19 protein-coding genes are annotated in these 20,712 nt (G+C 58.5%); 17 read left to right on the top strand and 2 right to left on the bottom strand.

Annotated features, from left to right (window positions below; translation table 11 throughout):
• Positions 1-14 precede the first annotated feature (14 nt).
• The 14 genes from asd to BLW01_RS13210 all read left to right on the top strand — a co-directional run bounded on the left by asd (position 15) and on the right by BLW01_RS13210 (position 13,419).
• Entirely contained in the window at positions 15-1,130 is a 1,116-nt protein-coding gene (asd, locus tag BLW01_RS13275) for an aspartate-semialdehyde dehydrogenase (protein WP_092570484.1), read from the top strand.
• Positions 1,131-1,302: 172 nt separating this feature from the next.
• Complete coding sequence (gene truA, locus BLW01_RS13270) at positions 1,303-2,199, top strand: tRNA pseudouridine(38-40) synthase TruA (RefSeq protein ID WP_092570482.1); 897 nt, start codon at positions 1,303-1,305, stop codon at positions 2,197-2,199.
• A complete protein-coding gene (locus BLW01_RS13265; protein WP_092570480.1) occupies positions 2,196-2,840 on the top strand; it encodes a phosphoribosylanthranilate isomerase in 645 nt (214 codons plus the stop codon). Before truA ends, BLW01_RS13265 begins: the two co-directional genes overlap by 4 nt.
• Positions 2,841-2,861: 21 nt before the next feature.
• Complete coding sequence (gene trpB, locus BLW01_RS13260) at positions 2,862-4,112, top strand: tryptophan synthase subunit beta (protein ID WP_092570623.1); 1,251 nt, start codon at positions 2,862-2,864, stop codon at positions 4,110-4,112.
• 9 nt (positions 4,113-4,121) lie between these two features.
• Complete coding sequence (gene trpA / locus BLW01_RS13255; protein ID WP_092570478.1) at positions 4,122-4,925, top strand: tryptophan synthase subunit alpha; 804 nt, start codon at positions 4,122-4,124, stop codon at positions 4,923-4,925.
• 73 nt (positions 4,926-4,998) lie between these two features.
• Positions 4,999-5,955 carry an acetyl-CoA carboxylase, carboxyltransferase subunit beta gene (gene accD, locus BLW01_RS13250; protein WP_092570476.1) on the top strand — a complete coding sequence of 319 codons (957 nt, stop codon included), beginning with the start codon at positions 4,999-5,001 and terminating at the stop codon, positions 5,953-5,955.
• A 7-nt stretch (positions 5,956-5,962) separates the two neighbouring features.
• Positions 5,963-7,312 (top strand): bifunctional tetrahydrofolate synthase/dihydrofolate synthase, encoded by a 1,350-nt coding sequence (gene folC, locus BLW01_RS13245; RefSeq protein WP_092570621.1) that lies wholly within the window; start codon positions 5,963-5,965, stop codon positions 7,310-7,312.
• A gap of 8 nt (positions 7,313-7,320) precedes the next feature.
• A complete protein-coding gene (locus BLW01_RS13240) occupies positions 7,321-7,980 on the top strand; it encodes an SPOR domain-containing protein (protein WP_229806455.1) in 660 nt (219 codons plus the stop codon).
• The gene (locus BLW01_RS13235; RefSeq protein WP_092570473.1) at positions 7,977-8,537 is read left to right on the top strand and encodes a CvpA family protein; all 561 of its coding nucleotides are present in this window, start codon (positions 7,977-7,979) and stop codon (positions 8,535-8,537) included. The genes BLW01_RS13240 and BLW01_RS13235 overlap by 4 nt, the downstream gene beginning before the upstream one ends.
• A 97-nt stretch (positions 8,538-8,634) precedes the next feature.
• Positions 8,635-10,161 carry an amidophosphoribosyltransferase gene (purF, locus tag BLW01_RS13230; protein WP_092570472.1) on the top strand — a complete coding sequence of 509 codons (1,527 nt, stop codon included), beginning with the start codon at positions 8,635-8,637 and terminating at the stop codon, positions 10,159-10,161.
• Between the two features lie 12 nt (positions 10,162-10,173).
• Entirely contained in the window at positions 10,174-11,373 is a 1,200-nt protein-coding gene (locus BLW01_RS13225; RefSeq protein WP_092570470.1) for an O-succinylhomoserine sulfhydrylase, read from the top strand.
• A gap of 64 nt (positions 11,374-11,437) precedes the next feature.
• The gene (locus BLW01_RS13220; RefSeq protein WP_092570467.1) at positions 11,438-12,124 is read left to right on the top strand and encodes a type 1 glutamine amidotransferase domain-containing protein; all 687 of its coding nucleotides are present in this window, start codon (positions 11,438-11,440) and stop codon (positions 12,122-12,124) included.
• A gap of 88 nt (positions 12,125-12,212) precedes the next feature.
• Positions 12,213-12,773: a cytochrome b gene (locus BLW01_RS13215; RefSeq protein WP_092570465.1), complete on the top strand. Its 561-nt coding sequence runs from the start codon at positions 12,213-12,215 to the stop codon at positions 12,771-12,773.
• Between the two features lie 64 nt (positions 12,774-12,837).
• The gene (locus tag BLW01_RS13210; RefSeq protein ID WP_092570463.1) at positions 12,838-13,419 is read left to right on the top strand and encodes a YceI family protein; all 582 of its coding nucleotides are present in this window, start codon (positions 12,838-12,840) and stop codon (positions 13,417-13,419) included.
• A gap of 204 nt (positions 13,420-13,623) precedes the next feature.
• On the opposite strand, the gene BLW01_RS13205 is transcribed toward BLW01_RS13210, so the two are convergent.
• A complete protein-coding gene (locus BLW01_RS13205) occupies positions 13,624-14,418 on the bottom strand; it encodes a 2OG-Fe dioxygenase family protein (protein ID WP_092570461.1) in 795 nt (264 codons plus the stop codon).
• 350 nt (positions 14,419-14,768) lie between these two features.
• Here BLW01_RS13205 and BLW01_RS13200 point away from each other — a divergent pair, with 350 nt between their 5' ends.
• The 3 genes from BLW01_RS13200 (at position 14,769) to BLW01_RS13190 (ending at position 19,505) form a co-directional block, all read left to right on the top strand.
• Positions 14,769-16,703 (top strand): putative bifunctional diguanylate cyclase/phosphodiesterase, encoded by a 1,935-nt coding sequence (locus BLW01_RS13200; protein ID WP_092570459.1) that lies wholly within the window; start codon positions 14,769-14,771, stop codon positions 16,701-16,703.
• A 112-nt stretch (positions 16,704-16,815) separates the two neighbouring features.
• On the top strand, positions 16,816-18,102 hold the full coding sequence (locus BLW01_RS13195; RefSeq protein WP_092570619.1) for an MATE family efflux transporter: 1,287 nt from the start codon (positions 16,816-16,818) through the stop codon (positions 18,100-18,102).
• 143 nt (positions 18,103-18,245) lie between these two features.
• Positions 18,246-19,505, top strand: a complete 1,260-nt coding sequence (locus BLW01_RS13190; protein ID WP_092570457.1) for a D-amino acid dehydrogenase — start codon at positions 18,246-18,248, stop codon at positions 19,503-19,505.
• An 18-nt stretch (positions 19,506-19,523) separates the two neighbouring features.
• Here BLW01_RS13190 and BLW01_RS13185 read toward each other — a convergent pair whose 3' ends face one another.
• Positions 19,524-20,711: an amino acid aminotransferase gene (locus BLW01_RS13185; RefSeq protein ID WP_092570455.1), complete on the bottom strand. Its 1,188-nt coding sequence runs from the start codon at positions 20,709-20,711 to the stop codon at positions 19,524-19,526.
• Position 20,712: the final 1 nt, after the last annotated feature.

The following is a 20,712-nucleotide window of genomic DNA, read 5'->3' as shown; positions in this document are numbered from 1 at the left end:
AGGAGGACAGTCTTATGTTGACAGTCGGTTTTGTCGGATGGCGGGGCATGGTCGGCTCCGTGCTGATGCAGCGGATGCTGGACGACAACGACTTCGCCGGTATCGAGCCCGTGTTCTTTTCCACTTCGCAGACCGGTCAGCCCGGTCCGGATGTCGGTGTCGATGTGCCACCGTTGAAGGATGCCTACGACCTGGAAGCGCTCAAGGCCCTGGATGTCGTGGTGACCTGCCAGGGTGGCGACTATACCGGCAGGATTTATCAGGAACTCCGTCAGTCCGGCTGGCAGGGGTACTGGATCGATGCCGCAAGTACGTTGCGCATGTCGTATGAGTCGACCATCGTGCTCGATCCGGTCAACCGCCACGTCATCGACGCCCAGCTCGACAAGGGAACGAAAACCTTCGTCGGCGGTAACTGTACCGTCAGCCTGATGCTGATGGGGCTGGGCGGCCTGTTCGAGGCCAATATGGTGGAGTGGATGACCTCCATGACCTACCAGGCGGCATCCGGCTCCGGCGCCAAGCACATGCGAGAACTGCTCGATCAGATGGGCATGTTGCGTGATAGCGCCAGAGAGCAGCTCGCCGATCCGTCCAGTGCCATTCTCGATATCGACCGTCGTGTTACGGATGCCATGCGCGGTAACGATTTCCCGGTCGAGAACTTTGGTGCGCCACTGGCCGGCAGCCTGCTTCCCTGGATCGACGTCAAGATGGAAAATGGCCAGAGCAAGGAAGAGTGGAAGGGCAGTGTCGAAACCAACAAGATTCTCGGTCTTGGCGATAACCCGATTCCCATCGATGGGCTCTGTGTCCGCATCGGCTCGATGCGTTCACATAGTCAGGCGTTTACCATCAAGCTCAAGCAGGACGTCCCGCTGGATGAAATCGAGGATCGCATCGCTCGCCATAACGAGTGGGTCAAGGTGGTTCCCAACGACAAGGAGGCGACCAACGATGCGCTGACCCCGGCAGCCGTGACCGGCAAGATGGAGGTGCCGGTCGGGCGCTTGCGGAAGCTGGCCATGGGCGGCGACTATCTATCGGCATTCTCGGTGGGTGACCAGTTATTGTGGGGGGCTGCCGAGCCGCTCAAGCGAATGTTGTCGATTCTGCGCGATCGTCACTGAGTACGCGTTTATCTGAAGCATCGACGAGACACGACCTGCTTTTTCAGCGGTCGTGCCTCGTTCATGGGTAGCTCGGAGTGATTCTATCGCGGATTGCGCTTCGATACGGTGGCGTTAGCCTTGTCGCATCTGGATAATAGTGTGTTTTCGATAGAGACACTGTCACTTGCCGATGCCTTTGTTCCAGCCTCTTGATGATCGCCACCGTTTGATGGGTCGCCTGGCTCTCGGCCTGGAGTACGACGGTAGTGCCTATTGTGGCTGGCAGCGTCTGAAACATGCATCGTCCGTTCAGGCCGAAGTCGAGCGCGCTTTGTCCAAGGTGGCTGACAGGCCTGTCAAGGTACACTGCAGTGGCCGTACCGACAGTGGCGTGCATGCAACGCGTCAGATCGCTCATTTCGATGCGCCGGTCGGGCGTACCCGCAAGGCATGGGTGTTCGGCGCCAATGCCAATCTGCCTCGCGACATCGCCGTTCGCTGGGTGACGCCCGTGGGTGACGATTTCCACGCCCGTTTCAAGGCGCTGGCCAGACGCTATCGTTACGTGATCCTCAATCAACCGAGTCGGCCGGTACTCGAGCGCGCCAATGCAACATGGTGTCGGGATCCGCTGGACGCAGACGCCATGCATCAAGCAGCACAGTGCCTGGTTGGAGAACACGACTTCTCCAGTTTTCGCGCTGCGGGATGCCAATCGAAAACGCCCTGGCGCCACCTGCATTTCGTCGAGGTCAGCCGTCATGGCGCACTGGTGGTCGTGGATATCCAGGCCAATGCTTTTCTACACCACATGATTCGCAATATCGTGGGGGCATTGGTGACCGTAGGCCGTGGCGAGCAGGGTACCGATTATCTGTCTCGTCTGCTTGCACTCGGTGACCGCACCCGTGCGGATGTCACGGCACCTGGTTGCGGCCTCCATTTCGTCGATAGCATTTATGATGAGCGTTTCGCATTGCCACGCGAACCCTTGGGGCCCATCCTCCTGGCCTTCCTTGGCGAGTGGACGGGGGAACGCGAGTTGCCGCACTGTCCGTGGGTTGAATTCCGAAAGGGGTCGGCATGAATGAGACATCACCGCCACTGCGTCGTACACGGGTGAAAATCTGTGGCATCACCCGTGAGGAAGATTTGCAGGTCGCCGTGGCAGCAGGGGCAGACGCATTGGGCTTCGTGCTCTGGCCTGGCAGCCAACGTGCCATCGGGCTGGAACGGTTGGCGGAACTGAGCGCCCAGGTGCCGGCATTCGTGACGCGTGTGGGACTGTTCGTCGATCAGGAACCGGCGTTGATTCAGCAGGCCGGCCGGTATCTGGATCTTCTACAGTTTCATGGCAATGAGGCGCCGGATGATTGTCGCGGCTTCGCTCGTCCCTGGATCAAGGCGCTACGCATGCGTGAAGATATCGACGTGACGCAAGCGGCCTCCCGTTATGCCGATGCCAGTGCCTTGTTGCTGGATGCTTATCGGCCCGGTGTGCCGGGCGGTACCGGCGAGACCTTTGACTGGTCGCGAATCCCCGCAAGTCTGACGAAACCTGTTATTCTCGCGGGAGGTTTGACACCGCAGAATGTCGGCGAGGCGATTCGCACCGTACACCCCTTTGCCGTCGATGTGTCGGGAGGGGTGGAGCACGGCCCCGGTATCAAGGATGCCGACAGGATTAATGAGTTTATCGACCAGGTATGTTTCAGCCACTCCCAATAGCGCACATGAACTCGTGAGGTGATCCCTGTGACCGATTCCCCTGCAACCGATACATCCGTGATCGATTACGGCGATTTGACCCGCTTGCCCGATGCGCGTGGCCATTTCGGGCCTTACGGTGGTCGGTTCGTATCCGAAACCTTGAGCTTCGCCCTGGAGGATCTCGAGAAGACCTATCTCGCGCTTCGTGACGATCCGGATTTCCGTGCCGAATTCGACCGGGACCTGGCCCAATATGTCGGTCGTCCCTCGCCGTTGTACCATGCCGAGCGCTGGTCAGCGAAACTGGGCGGTGCGCAGATATGGCTCAAGCGTGAAGACCTCAATCACACCGGTGCGCACAAGGTGAACAACACTATCGGGCAGGCGCTGTTGGCCAAGAAAAGCGGCAAGCCGCGTGTCATTGCCGAGACGGGGGCAGGGCAGCATGGTGTCGCAACCGCCACGGTCGCGGCGCGACTCGGGCTCAAGTGCGAGGTCTACATGGGCGCCGAGGACGTCCAGCGCCAGAAGGTCAATGTGTATCGGATGCGTTTGCTGGGCGCCGACGTCGTTCCGGTCGAGTCCGGTACCCGCACCCTCAAGGATGCCATGAACGAGGCGCTGCGCGACTGGGTGACGAACGTCGACGATACCTTTTACATCATCGGTACGGTCGCGGGACCTCATCCTTATCCGCTGTTGGTTCGCGATTTCAACTCGGTGGTCGGCCGTGAGGCCCGCGCCCAGTCACTGGAGCAGTTCGGGCGTTTGCCGGATGCCCTGGTCGCCTGTGTCGGCGGGGGATCGAATGCCCTGGGATTGTTCTATCCCTTCGTCGAGGACCGTGAGGTACGGATGTACGGCGTCGAAGCCGGGGGTGATGGCCTGGATACCGGTCGACATGCCGCACCGCTGGCGTCGAATGCCCCGCGTGGCGTGCTGCATGGCAATCGGACCTACCTGATGTCCGATGAAGGCGGGCAGATCGCCGATACGCACTCGGTTTCGGCCGGCCTCGATTATCCCGGTGTCGGACCGGAGCATGCGCTGTGGAAAGATGTCGGTCGTGTCGAATATGTGGCGGCCAACGATACCGAAGTGCTGGAAGCGTTTCGCGAGCTGACCCGGCTCGAAGGCATCATGCCGGCGCTGGAGTCGGCCCACGCACTGGCACATGCCAAGGTCCTGGCGCCGACCATGCGTCCCGATCAGCATATCGTGGTGAATCTGTCCGGTCGGGGAGACAAGGACATTCAGACAGTGGCCGGGATCGACGGCATCCAAATCTGAGGGAACCTGATGAATCGAATCGACCAACGTTTCGCCACGCTCAAGGCGCAGAACCGTACGGCACTGATCCCCTACATCACGGCCGGTGACCCCTCACCCGAGTACACAGTAGGCTTCATGCACGCTCTGGTGGACGCCGGAGCCGACGTCATCGAGCTGGGCGTGCCGTTTTCCGATCCGATGGCCGATGGTCCGGTCATCCAGAAAGCCTGTGAGCGCGCGCTGCGCCATGGTACGAGACTGCATCATCTGTTCGACATGGTACGGGAATTTCGTCGCCGTGATACGGACACGCCGGTCGTCCTGATGGGATATCTCAATCCTGTCGAACGTCTCGGTTATGACGCCTTTGCGCAACACGCCAGTGAGGCCGGCGTCGATGGTGTCCTGGTCGTCGACATGCCGCCGGAGGAGGCGGACGAATTCGGGCCGCTGCTCAAGTCACATGGGCTGGCTTCCATCTTTCTGTTGGCTCCTACCACCTCCGAAGACCGTGCCGCTAGAATATGTGCTCAAGGCGAAGGGTATCTGTACTATGTCTCGCTGAAAGGAGTGACCGGAGCGGCCACTCTTGACGTCGATGCCGTGGATCGCCAGTTGACGCCCTTGCGCCGCATGACGGACCTGCCGCTTTGTGTCGGGTTCGGAATTCGTGACGGTGAGTCCGCCGCGGCAGTGGGACGTGTCGCCGATGGCGTTGTCGTCGGGAGCGCGCTGGTCAACCGCATCGCGGAAGGGGCAGATGATCCGGCGACTATCGCTCCGACCCTGAAAGAGGTATTGGGTGACATGCGTCGCGCGATGGATGCATGACCAAGCCCCGACGATTTCATGGAATACCCGGCCCTGCTGGGTACTCGACCGCTAACGATGGAAGTCTTCTGATATGAGCTGGCTAGACAAGATCGTTCCGTCCGTGGGACGTATTCAGCGCAAGGACCGCCGTGCAAGCGTACCGGACGGTTTGTGGCGCAAGTGCCCCAAATGTGAGGCAATACTTTATCTTCCCGAGCTGGAAAAGCATCACAATGTCTGCCCCAAGTGCGATCATCACCTGCGTTTGACCGCACGCAAGCGGCTCGGCTGGTTCCTCGATGAGGAGGAACGTGAAGAGATTGCGGCGGATCTGCAACCGGTGGATCGGCTCCGTTTCCGCGATTCCAAGAAATACAAGGATCGTCTGGCGGCGGCCGCCAAAGAGACTGACGAGAACGATGCCCTGGTCGCCATGCGCGGCAAGCTCGATGGGATGCCTATCGTGGCCGTGGCCTTTGAGTTTACTTTCATGGGGGGGTCCATGGGGGCTGTGGTCGGCGAGAAATTCGTGCGAGCGGCGACTCTGGCCCATGATGAAGGAATCCCGCTGGTCTGCTTTGCGGCCTCGGGAGGCGCGCGCATGCAGGAGGCGCTGTTCTCGTTGATGCAGATGGCCAAGACCTCGGCGTCACTGGAGCGTCTCAAACAGGCGGGTGTGCCTTATATTTCGGTGCTGACTGACCCCGTTTTCGGGGGCGTGTCGGCCTCTCTGGCCATGCTGGGTGATCTCAATATTGCCGAACCGGAAGCGTTGATCGGTTTTGCCGGCCCCAGGGTGATCGAGCAGACCGTACGTGAACAGTTGCCGGAAGGGTTCCAGCGCAGTGAGTTCCTGCTCGAGCACGGAACCGTCGATATGATCGTGCATCGCGGCGAAATGCGTGAGCGTGTCGGCGGCGTACTACGCAAGCTGTCGAACTTACCGGTCAGAGGCCTGCCGGAGGAATGGGAGCCCGATCTGGTCGATGTCGCCGAACAGGAGGCGACCGAGTCCGACGAGCAGGACAGTGGCCAGGCACATTCGTGATATCGTCATGAGCGAATCCGGAACATCGTCGATTCCCAGGTTGTCGCTGGCGTCATGGCTGCAACGCATCGAGCGCCTGCATCCGACGAGTATCGATCTGGGCCTCGAACGTGTGGCGGAAGTGGGCCGACGGATGGGATTGGACGATGGCTCGCTTGCCCAGCACGTCATCACGGTGGCAGGCACCAATGGCAAGGGCTCGACGGTCGCCATGCTGGAAGCTCTGGCCCGCGCTCATGGTCTGTCCACAGCGACTTATACGTCACCGCACCTGGTTCGCTACAACGAGCGTGTGCGGCTGGATGGTACCGAGGTGGACGATGCCAGTCTCGTCGAAGCATTCGAGCGCGTGGAGCTCGCCCGCATCCATCCGGAACCGGTCAGCCTGACCTATTTCGAGTTCGGTACGCTGTCGGCCTTGTGTCTGATTGCCGATACTCGCCCTGACCTGGCTGTACTCGAGGTGGGGTTGGGAGGCCGCCTGGATGCCGTCAATATCATTGATGCCGATGTGGCGGTGGTGACCACCGTTGCTCACGATCATGCCGCGTTTCTGGGTAATGACCTGGACGTCATTGGCCGGGAAAAGGCCGGAATCATCAGGCAACAGCGCCCTGTCGTGCTGGGTAGTCGACATCTCCCGGACAGCGTGAACGAGGTCGTTGACGCATTGCAGGCCGAGGCATATGCCCTGGGTAATGCATTCGACTGGACGTGGGAGCCGAGTGGAGGGGAGTGGTGTTGGCGGGGAAGGCACGCCGATGGAGCTCGCCTGACACTGCGTGGTTTGCCGGATCCGCAGTTGCCACTGGACAATGCCGCCACCGCCTTGCAATCCCTTTCCCTTTGCCATGTCATGCTCGACAATGAATGTTGTCGGCAGGCATTCAGCGCGGTTCATTTACCCGGACGCATGCAGTGGCTCGGTCATTGGTGTCTGGATGTGGCGCACAACCCGCATGCGGCTGGCCATGTGGCTGCGCGCCTGTCGGCGTTGGCATGCCCGGGACGACGTATTGCACTGCTGGGGATGGTCGAGGACAAGGATGCGGATGGCGTCATCGAGGTGCTGTCCCCGGTAATCGATGCCTGGGTGAGCGTCTCTCTCGAGGGAGAGCGTGGACGTTCGGCGGCGGCGTTGTCGGCGCGTCTGGAAGCAGCGGGATGCCGGGTGCTGTACCAGGCCGCATCACCGTCGGAAGGGGCCGACTGGTTGATGTCGCAGGTTGGTCCCGATGACCAGGTATTGGTCTGTGGTTCCTTTTTTACCGTTGCCGGTGTGCTGAGTGCCGATATAGGAAAAATGGCCACCGATGATGCGGTGTCGCGATCGGATCCTCCAGGGAGGACGGGATGAAATACGGCATGCGTGAGCGCCTGAGTGGCGCGATTATCATTGTGGCATTGGGTGTGATCTTCATCCCGATGCTGTTTGATGACCCCGCTCCACGGGATTCGGAACAGACACCGGTCCTGACTATTGACCAGCCTGTCGATGTCGAGCGGACCGAGGTCGATGATCCGCAACCGCCCGAGAGTCTTTCTGATGAGGAGGTCGAAGCGCCGAACGTCGAAGACGTTCCCGAGGATATCGCCGATACCGAGGACGACAGCGATTCTGAGAGCGCGTCTACGTCGACGGCATCCGATACCGATCCCATTGCCGAATTGGCGCGTGATGCCGAAGAGGGTGGCGACAGTGATGATGCCGCCTCGGAATCGGAGGAGTCCGATGACAGCGATGCCGAGCAAGAGCCGGAAACGACGGCTCCCACGGCTGATGCCGAGCCCGGGCAGTGGGCGGTTCAGGTAGGCAGCTTCCGGGAAATCGATAATGCCGAAGGGCTCGCGTCGCAACTGAGCGAGGAAGGGTTCACGACGTATCAGCGCGAGCGGGATGACGATCTGACGAGCGTATATGTCGGTCCGTTCGACAGTTCCGAGGATGGTGAGCAAGCCATGAATGACCTCAAGGAGCGCGTCAACATCCAGGGTCTTCTGGTTCGGGTTCGGGAGGATGGATGACCCTGACATGGCTTGACGGTGTCTTTCTGGCGGTATTGGCCATCTCCATGTTGGCCGGCTTCATGCGAGGTCTGATACGCGAAGGGTTAGGGTTGGCGGCCTGGGTCATCGCACTGCTTGCCGCCCGCGCTTTTGCCGAACCCGTGGCGGATATGTTCACCGGCATGATCGATCACGCCGATGGGCGGCTGGTACTGGCCTTCGTGCTCGTGATCTTCGTGGTGATCATGCTGTGCGGCATTGTGATCCGGGCGATTCACGCGGCCGTCGAATGGGTTGGCATGGGGTTTTTCAACCGTGTAGCGGGAACGGCCTTCGGAATTCTCAGGGGAGCCGTGGTGCTGGTCTTGGCAACGGTGCTCATCTCTCTTACCCCCTTGTCGCAGCTCGAAGCCTGGCAGCGAGCCGAAGTGCGACCTACGCTCGAATGGCTTCGTGACTGGTCACTCGACCAGCTCCGGGACTGGGAACAGCAGGATCCGGAGCGTGCCGAGGAACTGCGTGAGTTGACCCAGCCCGATGAGTCGGATAGCGAAGCGATGGATTCCGAGCGTTGAACGGCGTGCGTTTCTCACCGTAGTGGTGTCATCATGAGTATCATCAAGGATACCGGTTTGACCGGTATCGGCATTTCATCAAGCGAGGTATGTCGGAATGTGCGGTATCGTGGGCCTTATGGCCAATCAGGCGGTCAATCAGCCTCTGTACGATGCGCTGACGGTTCTTCAACATCGAGGACAGGATGCCGCGGGAATGATGACCTGGCACGAGGGTCGCTTTCTCTTGCGCAAGAGCAATGGATTGGTACGTGACGTTTTTCATACGCGTCACATGACCCGGCTCAAGGGGCATCTCGGCATCGGTCATGTGCGCTATCCGACCGCCGGCTCGTCGAGCGAGGCGGAATCGCAGCCGTTCTATGTCAACTCACCTTACGGTATCGCGCTGGCACACAATGGCAACCTGACCAATTCCGACCAACTGAAACAGGAGTTGTTCTCCACGGACCTCCGGCATATCAATACCAGTTCGGATTCCGAGGTATTGCTCAACGTCTTTGCCCATGAGTTGGGTAAGCAGGGGCACCATCTGGACCCCGAAGATGTCTTCGATACAGTGCGTCGCGTCTATCGTCGTTGTCGTGGCGGTTATGCTGCGGTAGCGATCATCAATGGGTTCGGCATGGTGGCATTTCGTGATCCCCATGGCATCCGTCCTGTCGTCTTCGGCACGCGCCAGCACGAGGGGAAACGGGAAGTGATGATCGCATCCGAATCGGTCGCTCTCGATGTGGGCGGTTTCGAGTTGCATCGTGATCTGGCACCGGGGGAAGCAATCTTCGTTGATCTCAATGGCGAAATCCATACGCAACAATGCACGGATAATCCGCAACTGGCGCCGTGCATTTTCGAGTACGTCTACCTGGCTCGTCCTGATTCGATCCTCGACGGTGCGTATGTGTACGGCACCCGCATGCAAATGGGCCGCAAGCTTGGCGACCGGATTCTCGGTGAGTGGCCGGAACACGACATCGATGTGGTGATTCCCATCCCCGATACGTCCCGTACCTCGGCACTGGAACTGGCACAGCACCTGGGAGTGACCTATCGGGAAGGGTTCATGAAGAACCGATATATCGGTCGAACCTTTATCATGCCCGGCCAGACACAGCGCAAGAAGTCGGTACGTCAAAAGCTCAATGCCATCGACATCGAATTCCAGGGCAAGAACGTACTGCTGGTGGACGACTCCATCGTGCGTGGAACCACCTGCAAGCAGATCATTCAGCTGGCTCGGGAAGCCGGGGCCAACAAGGTGTATTTCGCCTCGGCGGCACCGCCGGTACGCTACCCTAATGTGTATGGTATCGATATGCCGGCGGCCAGCGAGTTGATCGCTCATGGGCGCAGCGAGGCGGAAGTCGGTGAACTGATTGGTGCCGATCACATTTTCTATCAGGAACTCGAGGATCTGAAAGCGGCGTGCCGGGTCGTGAATCCGGCGATCGAGTCGTTCGACTGTTCGGTATTCGATGGTCGCTACATTACCGGCGATATCGACGATACTTATCTGGATGCGTTGGAGAGCGCTCGCAATGATGATGCCAAGGAACGGCAGAGTGCCGGGGACCATGCGTTGGTGGGCATGCACAACCAGGACGACGATCTCGATGTGGAATGAGTGGGGGCTGGCATGAGTGATCAAGAGGAGAACGGCGGCTGGGGGCTGGAAACGCAGGCAATCCGTACCGGCCATGTACGCACGCACGAACAGGAGCATGGGGAGCCGATTTTTCCCACCTCGAGCTTCGTGTATGGCAGTGCCGCCGAAGCCGCGCGCAAGTTCTGTGGCGAGGAAGCGGGCAATGTCTACTCGCGTTTCACCAATCCGACGGTCGACACATTCCAGAAACGCCTGGCTGCCATGGAAGGCGGAGAGCGCTGCATTGCCACCAGTTCCGGCATGTCGGCGATTCTCTCCACTGTCCTGGCGTTGCTGGAGGCGGGCGACGAGATCGTGGCGTCGCGTTCGCTGTTCGGTTCGACTGTCAGCCTCTTCGACAAGTATCTGGGCAAATTTGGTATTACCACCCATTATGTCGAGCTCTCCAACCTGGAGGCCTGGGAGGCGGCGATCACGCCACGGACCCGTCTGCTGTTCGCCGAAACGCCGTCCAATCCCCTGTCCGAGATCGTCGATATCTCGGCACTGGCAGATATCGCGCACCGCCATGGTGCCTGGCTGGCCATCGACAATTGCTTCCTGACACCGGCACTACAACGTCCCCTCGAACTGGGGGCCGACCTGATCATCCATTCGGCGACCAAATATCTCGATGGACAAGGGCGTGCGATCGGCGGCGCGGTGGTCGGGCCCGACAAGGAGCTCGAGGCGCTGTTCGGGGTGGTGCGAACTTGTGGTCCCTGCCTGAGCCCCTTCAATGCCTGGATATTCACCAAGGGACTGGAGACACTGCGTCTGCGTATGAACGCGCATTGCGAAAATGCCCAGCTCATGGCGGAATGGCTTGATTCGCACCCCGCGGTACGGAAGGTGCATTACTGTGGGCTACCCGACCATCCTCAGCATGAACTGGCAAGGCGGCAGCAGAAAGCCTATGGTGCCGTACTCGGTTTCGAGGTGGACGGAGGGCGCACGGCAGCCTGGTCGGTCATCGATGCGACTCGTATTCTGTCGATAACCGGTAATCTGGGGGACGTCAAAACGACCATCACGCATCCTGGCACGACCACTCACGGTCGGTTGTCCGATGAGCAAAAGGCGGCTGCCGGGATCAGCGAGGGCTTGATCCGTATTGCCGTTGGGCTCGAGGATCTCGATGATCTCAAGGCGGACCTGTCGCGGGGACTGGATTCACTGCGTTCCCCTTGAACCCTTGTCGTAAACCGCCATTCAAGAAATGGTGAGACGACACTTTCTGTTGGAGGAGTTCGACATGAAGATTCTGATGGTGTTGACCTCGCATGACAGTATGGGGGATACGGGCCATAAGACGGGATTCTGGCTCGAGGAATTTGCCGCACCCTATTACGTCTTCAAGGATGCCGGTGCTGACATCACCTTGGCCTCGCCCAAGGGAGGGCAACCGCCGGTGGACCCCAATTCGACTCAACCCGACGCGCTGACGGAAGCTACCCGCCGTTTCGAGGCGGATGAAGACGCCAAGTTCCAGTTGGCCAACACCCACACACTGGCTGACCTCGAGGCCGACGGGTTCGATGCCATTTTCTATCCCGGGGGCCATGGGCCACTTTGGGATCTGACGGATAATGCCGACTCCCTGAGGCTGATCAATGCCTTTGTGGCCGCCGACAAACCGGTGGGTGCGGTTTGCCATGCGCCGACCGTACTGCTGAAGGCCAGTAGCAAACAGGGTGGTGCGCTGCTGGCAGGCCGCCGTGCGACGGGCTTTAGCAACAGCGAGGAGCAGGCGGTCGGTCTGACAGACGTGGTCCCTCACTTGCTGGAAGATGCCATGCAGGAGGCCGGGGCGTTATATACGCGTAGCACTGAGGACTTTGCGCCATACCAGGTGCGTGATGGATTGCTGATTACCGGGCAGAATCCGGCATCGAGCGCGCCGGCGGCCCAACTGCTGCTTGAAACGCTCGCCTCTGATTGAAACAGGGTGAGACGGCGGGCCAAGGCATCGATACTTTTCGTATCCCTGGATGACCTGACTGAAGCGCAACTGGATTAAGGAAACGATGATGTGGCGTAACACCTCAGGTGGATGGGGACTTCCCAGCATTCTGTTGCACTGGCTCAGTGCGGTGGCCGTTGTCGGCCTGTTTGCGCTGGGATGGTGGATGACCGGTCTGGGGTACTACGACGACTGGTACTATCTGGCCCCCTGGTGGCATCGCTCCGTTGGCATGATCCTGTTCGGCGCCACGATTCTGCGCCTGGTCTGGCGAGCCTGTCAGCCGACACCGCATAGCCAGGGACATCGTCTTGAGCGCATTGCAGCCCATTTGGGCCATATAGCACTTTATGTGTTGATGCTGGTGGTGTTGGTGAGCGGTTACCTGATCTCCACGGCCGACGGTAGCGGTATTCAGGTGTTCGGTTGGTTCGAAGTGCCTGCCGTGATCAGTGGATTGCGCAACCAGGCAACGCTAGCCGGCATCGTTCACTGGTATGCATCGTTGATATTGATGGCGCTTGCCATCGGCCATATGTTGGCAGCGCTGAAACATCATTTCATTGATCGGAATGACACCTTGATACGGATGCTGTCGCCAACATCGAGTCGCAGGAAAATGGACTGAGTGCGGCTTCGGCAATCGTGATTCGGTTCGTTGAGCCGTGTCCCCTCGGAAAGGAGAAAAACGCATGTTGAAAAGAACCGCCCTGGCCGCTGTAACAGCGGTGACGTTGACTGCGATGACGCAGGCCCAGGCCGCCGATTATGTGATCGATACTGAAGGTCAGCATGCCTTCATCCAGTTCAAGATCAGCCATCTGGGCTATTCCTATATCCTCGGGTCGTTCGAGGAGTTCTCCGGTGAGTTCAGTTACGATCCGGATGATGTCGAGTCGTCTTCGGTGAGTATCGACGTTGATGTGGACAGCCTCAACACGAACCATGGCGAGCGTGACAAGCATATTCTCAGCGATGATTTCCTGAATGCCGGTGAATATCCCGAAGCGACATTCCGCTCGACCGGCTTTACCAGTACAGGCGAGGGTGAAGGTGAACTGGAGGGTGACCTGACCCTGCATGGTGAAACCCGCTCCATCACCATGGATGTCGAGCACATTGGTGGGGGAGAGGATCCCTGGGGGGATTACCGTGAAGGTTTTGAAGGTACCACCACCCTGGCATTGGACGACTTCGGCATCGACATGAGTGATTTCCCGGAAGTCATGCATGAACTGGAACTGTACGTGACCTTCGAAGGGATTCGTCAGTAATGAAAAAAAGCCGGTCAACGCCCCTTTGTTGACCGGCTTGCATGACATCCTGTCCGCTGTTTCATCCTGGTATTTTCCTTCCCTCTTGACATCGTCCTCTTTACTCTTCCTTCGTTCGTCTTCTCGCTTCCCTGACGTATGCGGACGCTGCTTTAATAGCCCTCCTTAGCCGTTATCTGTGCGGTTCATCGTGACGGATAGCGATCAGAAAACGTCGTTGAGCACCGCGTCGGGAAAGTGGCGGCGCAACATACGGTTCTGGAAACCATCCACGAATCGGCTATTGATGATAATGATGAAGCGCTCGTATGGAGTGCTGGTATCCTGCTGAGCCAGCCCATCGGCGCTATGGAACAACTGGTCATCCCGAATATGCAGTATCTCTCCCGGCGCCAGCACGCGGCTCATCAATGGCAGCGTACCGGCCTTGTCGGCATAGAGATGGCTATTTCCCCCGCTGACATTGTCCCGGTTCAGAACGAGGATGCTCAGGTATTTGCAACCATCGGCATGAATGCCCTGGCCTTGTAACGGGTCCAGTTTGCCTTTGCCCCGCACGCCCGTGATTTGCATCAGGATCGGTTCGCGGGGGCCGATGCCCCAAAGCTTGGCCCAGGCCCGAACGAAGGCCTTGACATCGCTACGTGAAACGAACGCGTCAGTCAGACCGGGGTAGTAGCGCAATTTATCCGCCATGCTTTCGGCATCGTTGAACATGCCTCCTTGTGCCATGGGGCACTCACCCATGACTTCAACGTTATCGTTGTCGGTCAGATTCAGCCATGACATTCGTTTCCAACGACGGTTGACATAAGGGTCGCGGGGCAGGTCTCTGGCAAACGTTCGCCACGCTTCCAGGTCGACATGCGCCTTGATATCCGTCAGGCTCCATCCTTGGCTAGCCAGTTCAGCAGATACATGGGGTTCCCAGTAACTTGCGTCACGCTCGCGAATGAGACCAGACAGATCATATCCGTGCTTCAAGCTTTCATGTTTCATGATGATTTCCTCTTGATGATCTCATCGGGAATCGATGAGAAATGTCGTTGCTCTGTGGCAACCTAATAAAGAGTGGAAAGATATGATAAAAAATGTCAATAAAATGTATCTGCTTTGTTAGAAGGGGATTTCTGCTAAAAAAGCGCTATGGTGAAAGCAGTCACTGGCAGGAGGAATCTCATCACGATCATTGGATGATGTAGCGTAAACGCATCAGATCAATGAGTTGGGGTGGGGGATGGAGGCAGTTCCGTGTAGGATAGTTTCACAAGATCTCGCGTCCGTTTTATCAACCGACGGTGGTTTCATCGGCACATGAGTATCGGCATTACCAGACTAGAGGTACCAGCATGACCGTCAGGAAACGCAGTGGAAAATCCACTTGGCTCTATGGGTTGTCGATCCTGACGGCTAGCGTTGTCCTGTTGGTATTCATCGTGACGGCTACCCGTGCCTGGTGGCTCGGTGCCTTGTCAGCAGTGGCGCTGGTCAGTGCCTGTGCCGTCATATGGCTGTTTCATCGTCAGCAACACCATGAGGCATCGGAGCTGGACGGGCGGCTGGAAACCGTTCAGCGACACTATTCCGAGAGTGAGCAGCGGTTTCGTGCCTTGCTGGAAAGTCTGCCGAAGGTGGCGGTTCAGGGATATGATCGCAATCGGCGTGTCATCTACTGGAACGAGGCCAGCACCCGTCTCTACGGTTATCTGCCCGACGAGGCCCAGGGGAGGAAGCTCGAGGAACTGATTATTCCGGATTCGATGCGTCAGGCCGTGATCGATGCCCATCATGACTGGATCACGCACGGTATCGAGATCCCGGCTGAAGAACTTGAACTAACGCACAAGACCGGGGCGCCGGTAGCCGTGTTCTCGCACCATGTCATGATCGGCGAGCACACCGAAAACCCATTGATGTTCTGTGTCGATGTGGATCTCTCCGATCAGAAGCAGGCCCGGCGGGATCTGGAATTCGTGACGAATTTCGACACCCTGACGCATCTGCCCAATCGCCAGAGTTTCGAAACCGAACTGAATGATTGCCTGACAGAAAGCGGTCGTCAGAATCGCCAGGTTGCGGTGATCTTCGTCGATCTCGATAGGTTCGGTGAAATCAACGATGCGCAAGGGTATGAGCTGGGTGATGCGCTACTGCTTCTGGTCGCTCAGCGGTTGCGTCAGCGCCAGCGTGGTTCGGATCTTCTGGCACGCTTCGGTAGTGACGAATTCGTGATGGCGTTTCCCCGGCTCGAAACGGACAGTGATGCGCTTCAGTTGGTCGAGTCCGTCCTGGAAACCTTCAATCAGCCCTATGTACTGGCTGATCGTGAGATCCATCTGACAGCCAGCATCGGGGTCAGTCTGTTTCCCTATAATGGCAACACGGCACGTGAATTGGTCCATAATGCCGATGTCGCCAAGAACCGCGCCAAGCTGTTCGGCCCCAATTGCTACTGGTTCTTCAACCAGCAACTGCATGACGAGCTGGTTCATCAGCATCGCCTGGCCGAACGCCTGCAACATGCGCTGCGCGACGATGAATTGTCGATGCATTATCAGCCGCAGGTGGCAGCCAACAGCGGGCGTATCGAGAATCTGGAAGCACTGGTGCGCTGGTTTCCCCCGGAAGGCGGATCGATTTCGCCGGGCGAATTCATTCCTGTCGCCGAGCGTTCGAATCTGATTCATCGATTGGGAAAGTGGGTGATCGAAGAGGTGTGCAGGCAAAAGGCCGCATGGAATCAACTGGAGTTGAACGACTATCGGGTTGATATCAACTTTTCGGGCAAGCAGGTGACCTACCTCGAAGTGTTCGATCAACTCGAGGCCTGTATGGAGCATTATGGGTTGACCTCCCGGGATATCGGCATCGAGTTGACCGAGAATGTTCTCATTCAGGCCGATGACAATGTCCTCGATACCTTGCGGCGCCTCTATCATCGCGGCATGAAAATCGCTATCGATGACTTCGGTACCGGCTACTCGTCTCTCAGCTATCTGAAACTGTTTCCCGTGACGGCCCTCAAGATCGATCGCAGTTTCGTTCGCGACTCCCCGGATGATCCCAGCGATCGTGCCATCATGGCGGCCACCGTGTTCATTGGTCATCGGCTAGGACTCGAGGTGATCGCCGAGGGCGTGGAGACCGAAGAACAGCTGGAGCTGGTGCGTGAGCTCGGGTGTGATCTGGTCCAGGGCTATTACTGTTTCAAGCCCATGGCCGCCGACGATGCGCAAAATTTGTTGACGGGATTGGTGACGCCTATCAACCGGTACTCGGGCTAGTCAGTAAAGCAAGTTACAATACGCGCTCTTTGTTCTGGATGGAGACAGCGTGTCGGTAACTGCAACGACGGAAACGGGACTGGGGCGTCAACTTTGGCGTCAGACATGGCCGATGGCTATCGGAGTGCTGTCGCTGCTGGGCATGCAACTGGTTGACAGTGCCTTTATCGCCCGGCTCGGTACGCGTCCCCTGGCTGCGCAATCCTTCACGTTTCCGCTCTCGTTCTTGATCATCGGTTTCCAGGTCGGTATGGGAATCGCTATTGCGGCCTTGATTTCGCGGGCGCTGGGAGCCGGTGAGAAGCAACGCGCGCGTCGCCTCGGCAGTCTGGTGCTCTGGGTCGGCGGCCTTGTCATCGCTGTACTGACGATCGTGCTGTGGATCGTGCACGAACCGATCTTCACCCGTCTGGGCGCCGGTCCTCGGAGCCTGGCATTGATTCGCTCATACTGGGCACCGCAACTGCTTGCCGCCTGGTTGGGCGCCTTGCTCTATTTCGGTTATAGCCTGTTTCGTGCTCATGGTAATACGCGCCTGCCCGGCAAGTTGATGGTGGCGACCAGTGTGATCAATCTGGCGCTGGATCCGCTACTCATTTTCGGTGTCGGGCCCTGGCATGGGTTGGGATTGCCGGGAGCCGCCTGGGCAACGGCGCTGGCATTTGCCAGTGGCCTGATGGTCCTGTCATGGCGTTTGCAGGGCACTGGCTGGTTGGCCCGGCGGGGACTGATCACTGAAGCGCGACAATCGCTGCGTGATTTCATGGGAATTGCCGGTCCGGCCATGATCAGCCAATTGATGCCGCCGCTGGCGCAGATGCTGGCCATCAGCATCGTGGCATCGCTGGGGGAGGCCAGCGTAGCTGCCTGGGGGCTGGCCAGTCGATTGGAAACCCTGTCGTTGATGGTGGTACTGGCACTGACCATGTCATTGCCTCCCTGGCTGGGCCGATGCTATGGCGGCGGAGACTGGCAACGCATCGAGTCGCTGATGAGATTGGCGGTACGGGTCGTCATCGTCTGGCAACTGGGGCTCGGTCTGCTGATGACATTGGGAGCGCCTTGGGTCGCCTTGGTTCTCTCGGGGAGTCCGGAGGTACGCGGCGACCTGGCGATATTGATTCGCTTCCTGCTGCCAAGTTACGCGCTATTGGGTGTCTGCATGATCGTGGTCTCGGCGGGTAATGCGCTGGGGTGGCCGCTGAAAGCGATGCTGATGTCCGGAGCGCGTCTTTTCATCTGCTACCTCCCCTGTTTGTGGCTCGGGACACAGCTGGGAGGTATCCATGGTCTGGCCATGGGGGCAGCAGGGGGCAATGTGCTGGCCGGTATACTTGCCTGGCGTGTATATCGTATGACGCGAAATCGCGACAGAGCGACAGCAGGAAAAACAACTTGAATTATTGCTTTTATTAAAACGATTAACCATTTTACAATCAAAATTTGATGTATAAGTTTATCCATATGAGGTAAAACAAACGATTATTCTGCGACGTTGCTTTTATACTGCACCGATTCATACAACAAGCGTGGAGCGTGATGATGCATGTATTGATTCTGGGCAGCGGCGTCGTGGGTGTCACCAGTGCCTATTACCTGGCTCGTCAGGGACATGAAGTGACGGTGATCGATCGACAGGCGGCGCCGGCGATGGAAACGAGCTACGGCAATGCCGGGCAGGTCTCCTTTGGCTTCTCGTCACCCTGGGCTGCTCCAGGCATTCCCCGCAAGGCCGTAAAATGGATGTTCCAGGAGCATGCCCCGCTAAAGATTCAGCCGCGCATGGACCCCGCCATGGCGCGCTTCATGATGCAGATGTTCGGCAATTGCACGACCGAGCGCTATGCCACCAACAAGGAGCGCATGGTCCGGGTGGCTGAATACAGCCGGGCCTGCATCGATCATTTGCGCGAGGAGACCGGCATTCGCTACGAGGACCGCCAGCGTGGCCTGATGCAGCTCTTCCGCCATGAAAGTCAGATCGCCTCAGCGGCCAAGGACATGAAGATTCTTGAACAGTGCGGTGTTCGTCACCGGTTGTTGGGCGCCGATGACATCACGGACGTGGAGCCGGCCTTGGCCAGAGTGCCCGGTAAATTCGTCGGTGGGCTGCATCTGCCTGATGATCAGACCGGTGATTGCCACTTGTTCACCAATCGTCTGGCGGAATACTGCCGCGACCAGTTGGGTGTGACGTTCCGTTTCGGTATCGATATTCAGCGTATCGAACGGCGTGCCGATACTATCGAATCGGTCATGACCAGCGCGGGAGCCATGACGGCGGATGCTTATGTGGTCTGTCTGGGCAGCTTTTCACCACTGATGGTCAAGGATCTGGATATCCGTCTGCCGATTTATCCGGTCAAAGGCTACAGTCTGACCATTCCCGTGATTGACGATGGTGGCGCACCGCAGTCCACGATCATGGATGAGACCTTCAAGGTGGCGATTTCCCGCTTCGATGATCGGATTCGTGTGGGAGGGACGGCTGAACTGGCATCGTACGACCTCAACCTGTTGGAGAAGCGTCGCTCGACGATCAGTATGGTGGTGCGCGATGTGTTTCCGGAAGGTGGAGACCTTGCCAGAGCAGAATTCTGGACCGGTCTGCGTCCGATGACGCCGGATTCCACTCCCATCATTGGTGGCACCAAGTATGACAACCTGTGGCTCAATACCGGGCATGGAACGCTGGGGTGGACGATGAGCTGCGGTAGCGCTCATCTGCTGGCGGATCTGATGGCGGGACGGCAGCCCGCCATCGATCCCCGGGGGTTGGATGTCGGCCGCTACGCGGCCTGACAGGCCGGGTCGCCGCGGTCACTGGACTGCGGCGATAGCCTTGGCGACATAGGGCAGATTGTCGGAGGCGAGTCCGGCGACATTGGCCCGGCCTGAACGCACCATGTAGATACCGAATTCATCGCGGAGACGGTCGACCTGCTCCGGGGTCAAGCCGGTATACGAGAACATGCCACGCTGTTCGGCGATGAACGCATACCTGTCGGAGAGACCATAGGGCTCGAGGGCCGATACGAATTCACGACGCAGACCGTTGATGCGGTCGCGCATCTCGGTCAACTCCTCCTGCCAATGTGCGGCCAGTTCGGCAGATTCGAGGATCTCTCGAACGACTGCAGCACCATGGGCCGGCGGGTTGGAATAGTTCTCACGGGCCACGATCGCCATCTGCGACCGGACATTTTCCATCTGTTCGTTGTTTCGGGCGATGGCGATCAATGCGCCGGTTCGTTCACGGTAGAGTCCGAAATTCTTCGAGCAGGAACTGGTGATCAGCAGCTCATCGAGGTTTTCTGCCAGCAGTCTGACGCCATAGGCGTCGTCGTCGAGGCCGTCACCGAAGCCCTGATAGGCGAAGTCGACGAGGGGTAGCAGGTGACGCTCCTGTACGACCGCCAGTACCTGATGCCACTGTTCCTTCGACAGATCGAAGCCCGAAGGGTTGTGGCAGCAAGCATGCAGTACGACGACGTCCCCTTCGGGAATTTCCCGGATGGCGTCAAGCATGCCGGCGAAGTCCAACCGGTTGTTCTCATCGACATAAGGATACTTGCCGATCTTCAGGCCGGCGGCCTCGAAAATGCCCAGGTGATTGGGCCAGGTCGGAGTGCTGACCCAGATGCCCTTGCCGGGAAGTTGGGTATGCACGAAATCCGCCGCCAGGCGCAAGGCGCCGGTCCCCCCCGGCGATTGCGTCAGGCTGGCGCGATTGTCGGCCAGAACAGGGGAGCCGCTTCCCAGCACGAGAGGGAGAACGACGTCGGCATAGCGAGGATCGCCGTGAGACCCGATATAACTCTTGGTGGTCTCGTTTTCGAGCAGTATCGCCTCGGCCTCCTTGACGGCCCGCATCACGGGCGTCGTACCCTTGGCATCACGATAGACACCGACCCCGAGATCGACCTTTTGTGGATTGGTATCCTTGTTGAAGGCCTCGATCAACCCGAGGATGGCATCCCCGGGCACCCGCTCAATCTGCTCGAACATT

This window comes from Aidingimonas halophila, from assembly GCF_900106955.1.
Classification (GTDB): Bacteria; Pseudomonadota; Gammaproteobacteria; order Pseudomonadales; family Halomonadaceae; genus Aidingimonas; species Aidingimonas halophila.
The sequence above is the reverse complement of the archived record's forward strand: the minus strand, read 5'-3'. Positions and strand labels throughout refer to the sequence as shown.

Coding starts and splice junctions, on each gene's coding strand:
- BLW01_RS13265 (WP_092570480.1), top strand. CDS start 2,196: ATGAATGAGACATCACCGCCACTGCGTCGTACACGGGTGAAAATCTGT.
- BLW01_RS13220 (WP_092570467.1), top strand. CDS start 11,438: ATGAAGATTCTGATGGTGTTGACCTCGCATGACAGTATGGGGGATACG.
- purF (WP_092570472.1), top strand. CDS start 8,635: ATGTGCGGTATCGTGGGCCTTATGGCCAATCAGGCGGTCAATCAGCCT.
- folC (WP_092570621.1), top strand. CDS start 5,963: ATGAGCGAATCCGGAACATCGTCGATTCCCAGGTTGTCGCTGGCGTCA.
- BLW01_RS13215 (WP_092570465.1), top strand. CDS start 12,213: ATGTGGCGTAACACCTCAGGTGGATGGGGACTTCCCAGCATTCTGTTG.
- BLW01_RS13210 (WP_092570463.1), top strand. CDS start 12,838: ATGTTGAAAAGAACCGCCCTGGCCGCTGTAACAGCGGTGACGTTGACT.
- trpA (WP_092570478.1), top strand. CDS start 4,122: ATGAATCGAATCGACCAACGTTTCGCCACGCTCAAGGCGCAGAACCGT.
- BLW01_RS13225 (WP_092570470.1), top strand. CDS start 10,174: ATGAGTGATCAAGAGGAGAACGGCGGCTGGGGGCTGGAAACGCAGGCA.
- truA (WP_092570482.1), top strand. CDS start 1,303: ATGCCTTTGTTCCAGCCTCTTGATGATCGCCACCGTTTGATGGGTCGC.
- asd (WP_092570484.1), top strand. CDS start 15: ATGTTGACAGTCGGTTTTGTCGGATGGCGGGGCATGGTCGGCTCCGTG.
- BLW01_RS13200 (WP_092570459.1), top strand. CDS start 14,769: ATGACCGTCAGGAAACGCAGTGGAAAATCCACTTGGCTCTATGGGTTG.
- BLW01_RS13240 (WP_229806455.1), top strand. CDS start 7,321: ATGCGTGAGCGCCTGAGTGGCGCGATTATCATTGTGGCATTGGGTGTG.
- BLW01_RS13190 (WP_092570457.1), top strand. CDS start 18,246: ATGCATGTATTGATTCTGGGCAGCGGCGTCGTGGGTGTCACCAGTGCC.
- BLW01_RS13205 (WP_092570461.1), bottom strand. CDS start 14,418: ATGAAACATGAAAGCTTGAAGCACGGATATGATCTGTCTGGTCTCATT.
- BLW01_RS13235 (WP_092570473.1), top strand. CDS start 7,977: ATGACCCTGACATGGCTTGACGGTGTCTTTCTGGCGGTATTGGCCATC.
- BLW01_RS13195 (WP_092570619.1), top strand. CDS start 16,816: ATGGCTATCGGAGTGCTGTCGCTGCTGGGCATGCAACTGGTTGACAGT.
- accD (WP_092570476.1), top strand. CDS start 4,999: ATGAGCTGGCTAGACAAGATCGTTCCGTCCGTGGGACGTATTCAGCGC.
- BLW01_RS13185 (WP_092570455.1), bottom strand. CDS start 20,711: ATGTTCGAGCAGATTGAGCGGGTGCCCGGGGATGCCATCCTCGGGTTG.